11 protein-coding genes are annotated in these 9,977 nt (G+C 65.3%); 3 read left to right on the top strand and 8 right to left on the bottom strand.

Annotation, left to right across the window (positions count from 1 at the left end):
* The first annotated feature begins 10 nt into the window (after positions 1-10).
* Complete coding sequence (locus tag V6093_RS07470) at positions 11-388, top strand: response regulator (RefSeq protein ID WP_108079251.1); 378 nt, start codon at positions 11-13, stop codon at positions 386-388.
* Positions 389-436: 48 nt separating this feature from the next.
* On the opposite strand, the gene V6093_RS07465 is transcribed toward V6093_RS07470, so the two are convergent.
* Genes V6093_RS07465 through V6093_RS07455 form a run of 3 tightly spaced genes read right to left on the bottom strand, consistent with a single transcriptional unit; the run spans position 437 to position 3,077 of the window.
* On the bottom strand, positions 437-1,018 hold the full coding sequence (locus V6093_RS07465) for a TetR/AcrR family transcriptional regulator (protein ID WP_014859099.1): 582 nt from the start codon (positions 1,016-1,018) through the stop codon (positions 437-439).
* Between the two features lie 12 nt (positions 1,019-1,030).
* Positions 1,031-1,879: a 3-hydroxybutyryl-CoA dehydrogenase gene (locus tag V6093_RS07460; RefSeq protein ID WP_003256174.1), complete on the bottom strand. Its 849-nt coding sequence runs from the start codon at positions 1,877-1,879 to the stop codon at positions 1,031-1,033.
* Between the two features lie 13 nt (positions 1,880-1,892).
* On the bottom strand, positions 1,893-3,077 hold the full coding sequence (locus V6093_RS07455; RefSeq protein ID WP_003256172.1) for an acetyl-CoA C-acyltransferase family protein: 1,185 nt from the start codon (positions 3,075-3,077) through the stop codon (positions 1,893-1,895).
* 168 nt (positions 3,078-3,245) lie between these two features.
* On the opposite strand from V6093_RS07455, the gene V6093_RS07450 reads away from it, so the two are divergent.
* Positions 3,246-4,334 carry an AraC family transcriptional regulator gene (locus V6093_RS07450; protein WP_003256171.1) on the top strand — a complete coding sequence of 363 codons (1,089 nt, stop codon included), beginning with the start codon at positions 3,246-3,248 and terminating at the stop codon, positions 4,332-4,334.
* Positions 4,335-4,514: 180 nt separating this feature from the next.
* Here V6093_RS07450 and V6093_RS07445 read toward each other — a convergent pair whose 3' ends face one another.
* Positions 4,515-4,952 (bottom strand): carboxymuconolactone decarboxylase family protein, encoded by a 438-nt coding sequence (locus tag V6093_RS07445; RefSeq protein ID WP_047603082.1) that lies wholly within the window; start codon positions 4,950-4,952, stop codon positions 4,515-4,517.
* Between the two features lie 201 nt (positions 4,953-5,153).
* Here V6093_RS07445 and V6093_RS07440 point away from each other — a divergent pair, with 201 nt between their 5' ends.
* Positions 5,154-6,350: a CynX/NimT family MFS transporter gene (locus V6093_RS07440; RefSeq protein WP_047603081.1), complete on the top strand. Its 1,197-nt coding sequence runs from the start codon at positions 5,154-5,156 to the stop codon at positions 6,348-6,350.
* On the opposite strand, the gene V6093_RS07435 is transcribed toward V6093_RS07440, so the two are convergent.
* The 4 genes from V6093_RS07435 to glcF form a co-directional block, all read right to left on the bottom strand.
* Positions 6,343-7,776: a PLP-dependent aminotransferase family protein gene (locus tag V6093_RS07435; RefSeq protein ID WP_014756217.1), complete on the bottom strand. Its 1,434-nt coding sequence runs from the start codon at positions 7,774-7,776 to the stop codon at positions 6,343-6,345. The two genes, V6093_RS07440 and V6093_RS07435, sit on opposite strands and share 8 nt — an antisense overlap.
* A gap of 91 nt (positions 7,777-7,867) precedes the next feature.
* Positions 7,868-8,206: a hypothetical protein gene (locus V6093_RS07430; protein WP_004576022.1), complete on the bottom strand. Its 339-nt coding sequence runs from the start codon at positions 8,204-8,206 to the stop codon at positions 7,868-7,870.
* 139 nt (positions 8,207-8,345) lie between these two features.
* Entirely contained in the window at positions 8,346-8,744 is a 399-nt protein-coding gene (locus tag V6093_RS07425; RefSeq protein ID WP_012051956.1) for a heme-binding protein, read from the bottom strand.
* Entirely contained in the window at positions 8,737-9,972 is a 1,236-nt protein-coding gene (gene glcF / locus V6093_RS07420; protein ID WP_014859095.1) for a glycolate oxidase subunit GlcF, read from the bottom strand. The genes V6093_RS07425 and glcF overlap by 8 nt, the downstream gene beginning before the upstream one ends.
* Between the last annotated feature and the right edge of the window lie 5 nt (positions 9,973-9,977).

Genomic DNA, 9,977 nt, shown 5'->3' with positions numbered 1-9,977 from the left:
AGGCGTTAACATGAGTGAAGATGCACAAGATGTGGTTCTGGTCGTCGAGGATGAACCGGCGATTCGCATGATTTTGCGCGATTACCTGGCGGGTGAGGGGTACCACGTCCTGGTGGCTGAGGATGGCGAGCAGGCGTTTGCCATCCTGGCCAGCAAACCGCACCTGGACCTGATGGTGACAGACTTCCGTTTGCCGGGGGGGATCTCGGGGGTGGATATTGCCGAGCCCGCGGTGAAATTGCGGCCCGACCTGAAGGTGATTTTCATCAGCGGCTACCCGGCGGAGATTCTCGAATCTGGCAGCCCGATCACCCGCAAGGCACCTATCCTGGCCAAGCCGTTTGACCTGGATAACTTGCACGAGCAGATCCAGTCGCTGTTGCGCTGAGGCATCCGGCCTTTTCGCGGGGCAAACCCGCGAGGAGGCCGTTGCAGGCTATCGCAGCGTCCGCTCAATCCCGCCGACCAGCAAGTTTTCCATCAGCTCCAACCCTTGCGCTTCAGGCAGTGCTTTGAGCAACCCCGGCAGCTGGTTGAGAAACGTCGCCAGTACATGCGCTGTAGCGTCCAACGCCTGCCCCGGCAGTTTCGCTTGCGGTGCGATCAAGCGCAGCAAACCCGCCTCATAGCGCTTGCGCAACGATGCCAGGTGCGCCTGTTGCGCCTCACTCAAACAACACAAATCCCGCTCGGCCAGCCGAAACTGCAGCGGCCGTTCGGCATGCAACTGCCAGTGCGCAGCAATCAGGCAGCTCAATGCCGATGTCCCCCGGGCCATGGCCCGGCGGGCCTGGTCCAGGGTGGCCTGCAGCTCTTCGTACAACTCTTCGATCAAGTCGTACAGCAGGTCCTGCTTGCTGGGAAAGTGATGGTACAGCGAGCCGGCGGTCAGCCCCACATGGGCCGCCAGTTCGCGCATGCTGACCTGGCCAAAGCCCTTTTCGGCAAACAATGCCATGGCCCGGTCACGTCGCTCCTCAAAGTTGGCACAGCGCATTGCGGCATTGACCGGGGGCATGGCGCTTGGTCCTCAGTAGGTGAAGAAACCGCGACCGCTCTTGCGCCCCAGCCAGCCGGCCGCGACCATTTCCTTGAGCAGCGGAGCAGGGCGGTACTTGCTGTCGTTGAAGCCTTCATGGAAGGCCTCCATGATCGCCAGCAGGGTGTCCAGGCCGATCAGGTCGGCCAACGCCAGCGGGCCGATCGGCTGGTTGCAGCCCAGGCGCATGCCGGTGTCGATGTCCTCGGCACTGGCCAGGCCTTCCTGGCGCACGAAGATCGCCTCGTTGATCATTGGCACCAGGATGCGGTTGACCACGAAGCCCGGACGGTTGCCGGCGGTGATCGGGGTCTTGCCGACTTTTTCGGTCACCACCAGCGCCTGGGCGTAGGTGTTGTCGCTGGTCTGCAGGCCACGAATGATTTCGACCAGCGCCATCATCGGTACTGGGTTGAAGAAGTGCACACCAATGAAGCGCTCGGGGTGCTCGATGCTGGCGGCCAGTTGAGTCACCGACAGCGACGAGGTGTTGGTGGCGATCAGGCAGTCGGCGGCAACGTTGGCTGCCACCTGCTGCAGGATGCGCTGCTTGAGCTGCAGGTTCTCGGTCGCCGCTTCGATCACCAGGTGTGCAGCGCTGAGCTGGGTGTAGTCGGTGCTGGTGCGAATGCGTGCTTTGGCGGCTGCGGCCTTGTCGGCATCGAGGGTGCCTTTGCTGACCTGGCGCTCGAGGTTCTTGCTCAAGGTGGCCACGCCGCGCTCGAGCGCTGCGTCGGAAACATCCACCAGCAGCACCTGGTAGCCGGCAATGGCGCACACCTGGGCAATGCCGTTGCCCATGGTGCCCGCGCCGATCACGGCGATCTGTTCAATGCTCATGTGTCAGTCTCCCTCAGACGCGCTCGAACACGACGGCGATGCCTTGGCCACCGCCGATACACATCGTGGCCAGGGCGTAGCGGCCCTGGATGCGCTGCAGCTCATGGATGGCCTTGGTGGCGATGATCGCACCGGTGGCACCCACCGGGTGGCCCAGGGAAATGCCCGAACCGTTGGGGTTGACCTTTTCCGGGTCGAAGCCCAGCTCGCGGGCCACGGCGCAGGCCTGGGCAGCGAAGGCCTCGTTGGACTCGATCACATCCAGGTCTTGTAGGTTCAGGCCGGTTTTTTCCAGCACTTTGCGGGTGGCCGGAATCGGCCCCAGGCCCATCAGCTCGGGCTCCACCCCGGCGTGGGCATAGCCCACCAGGCGTGCCAACGGTTTCAGGCCCAGGCGGCGCACTGCGTCACCGGTGGCCAACACCAGGCCGGCGGCGCCATCGTTGATACCGCTGGCGTTGCCGGCGGTGACGGTGCCGTCTTTCTTGAATACCGGCTTCATACCGGCCAGTTGTTCGGCGGTCACATCAGCACGCACATGCTCGTCGACACTGAACTGCACGCTGCCTTTGCGGGTTTTCAGCTCCAGCGCAACGATCTGGCTGGCGAAGCGGCCCTCGGCAATGGCACGCGCGGCGCGGCGCTGGCTGGTCAAGGCCAGTTCGTCCTGCATTTCGCGGGTAATGCCGTGCTTGGCCGAAACGTTCTCGGCGGTGATGCCCATGTGGAAGTGCTGGAACGGGTCCTGTAGCACGCCGACGGTATAGTCGATGCCTTGCAGGTCACCCATGCGTGCACCCCAGCGCGCCTGTGGCAGCAGGTAAGGGCCACGGCTCATGGATTCGGCGCCGGCTGCGACGGCCACATCGGTGTCGCCCAGCAACAGGCCCTGGGCCGCAGAGACAATAGCCTGCAGGCCAGACCCGCACAGGCGGTTGACGTTGAATGCCGGCGTTTCCTTGGGGATGCCAGCGTTCATTGCCGCTACCCGTGCCAGGTAGGCGTCACGCGGTTCGGTGGGGATCACCGTGCCCATCACCAGGTGGCCGACTTGCTCGGCGGCCAGGCCCGAACGCTCGATGGCGGCGCGGGTCACGGCGCTGGCCAGGTCGGCCAGTGGCAGGTCCTTGAGGGAACCGCCGAAGCCACCAATGGCTGAACGGACGGCACTGACGACGTAGATTTCTGCGCTGCTCATGAGGGCTCCGATTGCGAAGGCGTGGCGGGACCGGGCCAGGCTCTGCGAGAATGGTGGGCGGCCCCGGAGTGGGATCGAGTCTAGGCAAAGGCTCTGTTGCCGCCTATGCCGGATCTGTTCAAACAACCTGGCACTTTTTGCCACTCAGCATAGACAGCGAAAACCGCCATGCGCGAAAGCGATTCAGTCGCCGTGTACTTCCTCAACGCCATGCTCCACGCCCTGCGCGACACGCCCGCCGAGCGTGATGCCCAGCTGCGTGCGGTGGGCATTGCCCCGCAGCTGCTGGATCAGCCTCAGGCGCGGGTGCCGGCCAAGGCGTTCGCCCAGCTGTGGCTGGCGTTGATCCAGCGCCTGGACGATGAGTTCTTTGGCCTCGACAGCCACGGCATGCCGCTGGGCAGTTTTGCCCTGATCTGCCGGGGTTTGATCCTCGAGCCGAACCTGGAAAAGGCCTTGCGCCAGTGCATGGGGGGCTTCGGCCTGTTCCTGCGTGACCTGCGTGGCAGCCTGACGGTACGTGGCGGGCGGGCGCTGATCAGCGTGCAGTCGAACATTGCCGACCCATTGACCCGGGTCTATGCCGAGGAAACCTACCTGGTGCTGATGATCGGCATGCTGTGCTGGCTGGCCGGGCGGCGGATTGCCATCGACCGCACGGAGCTCGCGGTGTCGCGCCCGGCCCAGGAGGACGACTTGCTGCTGTGGGGGCCGGACCTGCGCCTGGGCAGCGGACGCACCGAGGTGGAGTTCGACAGCGCTTACCTGCGCCTGCCGGTGGTGCAGGACCGGGCGGCTTTGCAGACCTTCCTGCGCAGTGCGCCACAGGGCCTGGTGATCCGCTTTCGCAATCAGAACGGGCTGGTGGCTGAGGTGTATCGGCACCTGCGGGCATTGCGCTATGGACAGTGGCCGACATTGGCCGCGCTGGCGCAGCAGCAGGGGGTCAGTGCCAGTACCTTTCGCCGGCAGTTGGAGCGGGAGGGGCGTTCGTACCAGCAGATCAAGGATGAAGTGCGCCGGGCCATGGCCTTCGAGCGGCTGCGCGAAGGCGCGTTGAGCATTGCCGAAATTGCCGAGCAGGCGGGGTTTCAGGAACCGAGTGCCTTCCACCGGGCGTTCAAGAAGTGGACCGGGCAGAGCCCAGGAAGCTACCGGGCGCGGCTGGCCGGCCTGCGTTCTACCTGTGGGAGCGGGCTTGCCCGCGAAGAAACAAACGCGGTGGATGGCACCGGCTCTGCCGGTGTTCGCGGGTAAACCCGCTCCTACAGGGCACGCCCAGAATTGTAGGACCGGGCTTGCCCGCGAAGAAACCAACGCGGTGGATGGCACCGGCTCTGCCGGTGTTCGCGGGTAAACCCGCTCCTACAGGGCATTGCACAGAATTGTAGGAGCGGGCTTGCCCGCGAATAGGCCTGCACAGGCCACCCGAAAGGATCAGGCCGGCACCATGGCAAAGCCGACGCCGAACCGGTTCCAGGCATTGATGGTGGCAATTGCCAAGGTCAGGTTGGCCACCTCGGCCGGCTCGAAGTGTTCCTGCAGGGCTTCATATTGGCCCTGCGGCGCACCCTGTTCTGGCAAGCGGGTCAGGCTCTCGACCCAGGCCAGCGCAGCACGTTCACGCGGCGTGAAGTAGCTGGTGTCCTGCCACACGCACAAGGTCTGCAGGCGTGCTTCGGTCTCACCGGCCTTGCGCGCATCGTTGGCATGCAGGTTGACGCAGTAGGCGCAGCCGTTGATCTGCGAAGCGCGCAGGCGTATCAGCTCCAGCAGCGAGTTTTCAAGGCCGCTGTTAGCCAGCGCCTGCTCCAGGCCGACCATGGCTTTGTAGGCTTGCGGCGCGTGTTTGGCCCATTCGATACGGTTGTGCATGTCAGTCTCCAGGCGTGTGGGGGTGGATATGGCGCTACTGTAGCGCCGCTCATTGGCCACCCCGATAGCCAATTTTGCGCATAAGCGGGAGGCCAATCGTCCATTCAGGTGGCCACTGACCTGCATCCAATCTCTTCATTTCTGCCAAGCCAGCCGAGCCGGGATAATGGCCAGCTCCTGCTAAAAGAGAACCGACTCACAATGAGCGCTGTACTGAACCTGTTGCTGGTGATCCTGCTGGCGTTGAACCTGCGGCCGATCCTGACCAGTATCGGCCCGTTACTCGAACCGATGCGCGCCAGCACCGGCCTGGGTTACCAGCAGGCCGCCTTGCTGACGGCGCTACCGGTGCTGTGCATGGGCCTGGTGCCCCTGTTGCAACCGTGGCTGCGACGCTGGGTCAGCGAGCACGGCGGCATGCTTGGGGGCCTGACCGCCATTGCCTTGGCCTGCCTGTGGCGCCTGCAACTGGACAGTGCCTGGGCGCTGATCGCCAGTGCGCTGGTCGCCGGCCTGGGCGTGGCGGTGGTGCAGGGCATGATGCCGGGGCTGGTCAACCGCTGGTTCCCTGGCCGTCTGGCCGGGGCGATGGGGCTGTACTCGGCGGCGCTGATGAGCGGCGGCGGCTTGGCGGCAGTACTCGGTCCACACATCAGCGGCCATTTCGGTTACTGGCAGGCGGGCCTGGGCGTTTGGGCGATCCCGGCCGTGCTGGCGGTGCTGGCCTGGGCCGTGCTGCGGCCAAGGCAGGAGGCGCCAAAGCTGTCTGGGGCCGCAGGCGGGCACTGGTTCGGCACCCGCCGGGCGTGGTTGCTGGCCCTGTACTTCGGCCTGATCAACGGCGGCTACACCAGCATGGTGGCCTGGTTGCCGGCTTACCACATCGAGCACGGCGGCACCGCTCAGGGCGGTGCCGACCTGGTGGGCCTGATGACCGTCTTTCAGGTGCTCGGTGCGCTTGGCCTGCCGCTGCTGCTGCGACGTTGGGCCGACAGGCGCCCGGGTTTGTGGCTGGCGCTGGCGATCCAGCTGGCGGGCTTTCTGGGTCTTTTGCTGGCACCTGCGGCGGCTTCCGGGCTTTGGGTCGCCATGATCGGCTTTGGCTTGGGTGCCTGCTTCAGCCAGTGCCTGACGTTGACCCTGGAACACCTGAAAACGCCTGCCGAGGCCGGCAGCCTGGCGGCGTTCGTACAGGGTATCGGCTTTATCATCACCGGCATCGTGCCGTATATCACGGGTTGGCTGCGGGATGTCAGTGGCGACTTCCAGGCTTCGTGGACGCTGTTGACCGTGACCGTGATGGCAATGCTGCTGGTGACGGCGTGCTTCAACCCGCGCGGCTATGCGACGGCTATCGCCCGGCCGGCCGCAACCGGCAAGGCCGCACCGGTCAACTGAGGCGTTGCAGGGTATCGCGTACCCGGTCCAGCGCCGGGTCGATATCCAGCAGTTCGATGGCGCCGAAGCCCATCAATAACCCCGGGCGGACCGGCGCCTCGCTGAAGAAGGGTGCCAGTGAATACAGGCCGACCTCTACCTTGCGCGCGAGGTTGGCCAACAGTTCCACATCCACTGCGGGCGTAGCCAAGGCACTGAGGTGGAAGCCTGCGCTGGCGGGGATGGCGCTGAACCACGGTGCCAGATCGCCGCCAAGGCGCGCCAGGATGCGCTCGCGGCGTGCACTGTAGACCTCGTGGCAGCGGCGGATGTGCTTGTTCAGGTGGCCTTCGCCAAGGAAGCGCGCCAGCGCCCACTGCAGCAGGGTCGGGCTGTGCCAATCGCTCAGGTGCTTGGCCACGCAAGCGGCCTGCAGTACGGCAGGTGGTAATACGGCATAGCCCAGGCGCAGCTCGGGCAGCAAAGTCTTGGAGAAGGTCCCGACATAGGCGACCAGCCCATGCCGGTCCAGACGCTGCAGCGCGTCCGAGGCTGGCCCGTGGTAGCGGAACTCACAGTCGTAGTCGTCTTCGATGATCAGTGCACCCAGCTCGGCGGCCCGCGCAAGCAGGGCATGCCGGCGTGGCTCGCTCATCGGCATGCCCAGCGGGAACTGGTGCGAGGGTGTGACGTAGATCAGCCGGGTGCCATCGGCGATCTGTTCCACGCACAGGCCCTCATCGTCCACCGGCACCGATTGCAGGCGTGCCCCCAGGGCCAGGAACAATTGCCGTGCCGGCGGGTAGCCAGGATCTTCCATGGCCACCTGGCAGCCCGGTTCGACCAGCACCCGGGCGATCAGGTCCAGCGCCTGCTGGGCGCCGTTGCACACCAGCAGGTCGGCTGCGCTGCAGTGCACCCCGCGCGAGTAGGCGATGTGGTGGGCAATGGCTTCGCGCAGTTCCGGCAAGCCCTGGGCCGGGAATTGTCGCTCGGGGTGGCGCTGGCTACGGCGCAGTGCGTAGTTCAGGCAACTGCGCCACTGGTCGAAGGGGAACTGTGCCTTGCTCGAAGCACCACCGACGAAGTCATAGCGCGATGGCGCCTGCACCTGGCGTTGGCTGAGCACGGTGGCGCGCTGCTGCCAGCGCTCGAGGGAGGCGGCGCCGGCCAGGGGTATGGTGGCTGATTCGTTACTGCGCAGCGGATGGCGTGGGGTGACGAACGTGCCACGGCCGACCACGCCGCTGAGCAGGTTATCGTAGGTCAGCCGCGAATAGGCCTCGGCCACTGTCTTGCGCGATACGCCCAGTTGTTCAGCCAGCAGACGGGTGGGCGGCAGTTGGGTACCGGCGGCCAGGTGGCCGCTGTCGATACCGTCGCGCAGTTGCTGGTAAAGCTGATCGGCCAGGCCTTTGCGGCCCTCCAGGCGAATGTGCAGTTCCATGGGCGGGTCCGGAGCGGAGGATTGCTCAGGATAGCGGATCGGCTGCGACTCAGGTGCTTGTCACAGGCTACGATGATGCCAAGCAAACCGCTCAGAGCCGGGCGGTGCTGACAGTGATATAGCCTTTTTCTGCCAGGGCAATGCGTATCACGGTTTCATCCTCCGGCGCGTTGCGGTTGCGCTTGATGCGCACGCCTTCAACCGCCGAAGCTTTCATATGCTCTGAAATGGCCCGCCCGTTCGCGTCGAAGAACACCTCGCTGGCCAGCAACTCGATGCGTTCGATCAGTTGCCGGGAATGTTCATCGGTGGCGCAGAAGAACATGACCCCCGACAAGTGCGGGTCGTTGTCGGGGTTGGTCATGTCATGGGCCAGCATTTCGCGCAGGCTGCTGCGCAGTTCGGCGATGGGGCGGGCGTACGGGTGCATGCGGAGCCTCCTCTGGGGCGCGACCTTGCGTCCTCCAGTGCCGATCATGTTTTCTGTGGGCAGAGGCAGCAAGTAGGGCGCTTCTGAGGGCGGCGTAGGAAACGTCTTAAGATGCTGGGCGGTGGTCGAACCCCAGGGTCTACAAGGCAGCAGCCCCCGCCTTGGCCACCTGGGCATCCTGTTCGGATTTGACGCCGGATACACCAATGGCGCCCACCACCTGGCCTTCCACCCGCAGCGGCACGCCACCTTCAAGGCTGGTCAGCAGGGGGGCGGTCACGAAGGCCGTGCGGCCGCCATTGACCATGTCTTCATAATCCCGTGTCTCTTTGCGCCCCAGTGCGGCGGTGCGGGCCTTTTCCATCGCGATGTAGGCACTGGCCGGTGCGCAGCCGTCCAGGCGTTCCAGGGCCAGTGGGTGGCCGCCGTCGTCGACCACGGCGATGGTCACGCTCCATTGGCGGGCCTGGGCTTCCTGGCGGGCGGCGGTCAGTACGCGGGCGATTTCGGTCTGGCCGATAACGAACTTGCTAAGCATGGGCGGGCTCCGGGTTCAAGGCGGCTTCGACGATTTCGATCCAGTGGCGCACGGGCGTGCGTCCAGCTCCGTCGAGGTGGGCCTGGCAGCCTATGTTGGCTGTGGCAATGAGGTGCGGTTTACCGCTTTCCAGCGCATTCAGACGATTGTCGCGAAGTTGCAGTGACAGTTCAGGTTGGGTCAGCGAATAGGTGCCTGCCGAGCCGCAGCACAGGTGGCCATCGGGCACCGAGGTCAGGGTAAAGCCAAGCCGTGTCAGCAACGCCTCTACCGCGCCGCCCAGCTTCAGTGCGTGCTGCAGGGTGCATGGGCAGTGGAAGGCCAGGCGCTGTTCGGCGCACAGGGCCAATTGTTCGATCGGCTCATCGCGCAGGATTTCCACCAGATCGCGGGAAAGTGCACTGACCCGTGCGGCCTTGGCAGCGTAATGGGGGTCTTTCTCCAGCAGGTGGCCATAGTCGCGGACAAACGCGCCGCAGCCGCTGGCGGTCTGCACGATAGCCTCGGCACCCGCTTCGATGGCGGGCCACCAGGCGTCGATATTGCGCCGCGCCCGCTGCAGGCCTTGCTCCTGGGCATTCAGGTGATAGTCCACCGCGCCACAGCATCCGGCCTGCAGGATGGGTTGCACACTGATGCCCAGGCGGTCGAGCAGCCGCGCAGCCGCGGCATTGGTATTGGGTGACAGGGCTGGCTGCACGCAACCTTCCAGCATCAGTACCCGGCGCGCATGGCGCACTGCCGGACGCTGGCCGGGTGTGGTGACCTGCGCCGGCAACTTGCGTTTGAGTGAGGCCGGTAGCAGCGGGCGCAGCGCCTGGCCGCTGCGGGTCAGGGCCTTGAACAGTGCCGGGCGCGGCACCACCGCACGCAGGCCCAGGCGCAACAGGCGCTGGCCGAGTGGGCGTGGCACCTGCTGCTCGACCACTGCGCGGCCGATGTCCAGCAGGTCGTGGTACTTCACCCCCGATGGGCAGGTGGTTTCGCAGTTGCGGCAGGTCAGGCAGCGGTCCAGGTGCAATTGGGTGCTGGCGGTGACCGGCTCGCCTTCGAGCATCTGCTTGATCAGGTAGATGCGCCCGCGAGGGCCGTCGAGTTCGTCGCCCAGCAACTGGTAAGTGGGGCAGGTGGCGGTGCAGAAGCCGCAATGTACGCAGGTGCGCAGAATGCGCTCGGCTTCGTCGGCGCGGGCCAGGCGGCGCGAGGTTTCGCTAAGGTTGGTTTGCATGGGCT

Source organism: Pseudomonas putida group bacterium ESBL64 (genome assembly GCF_045277175.1).
Taxonomy (GTDB): Bacteria; Pseudomonadota; Gammaproteobacteria; order Pseudomonadales; family Pseudomonadaceae; genus Aquipseudomonas; species Aquipseudomonas alloputida.
This window is presented reverse-complemented; position numbering and strand designations above follow the sequence as displayed.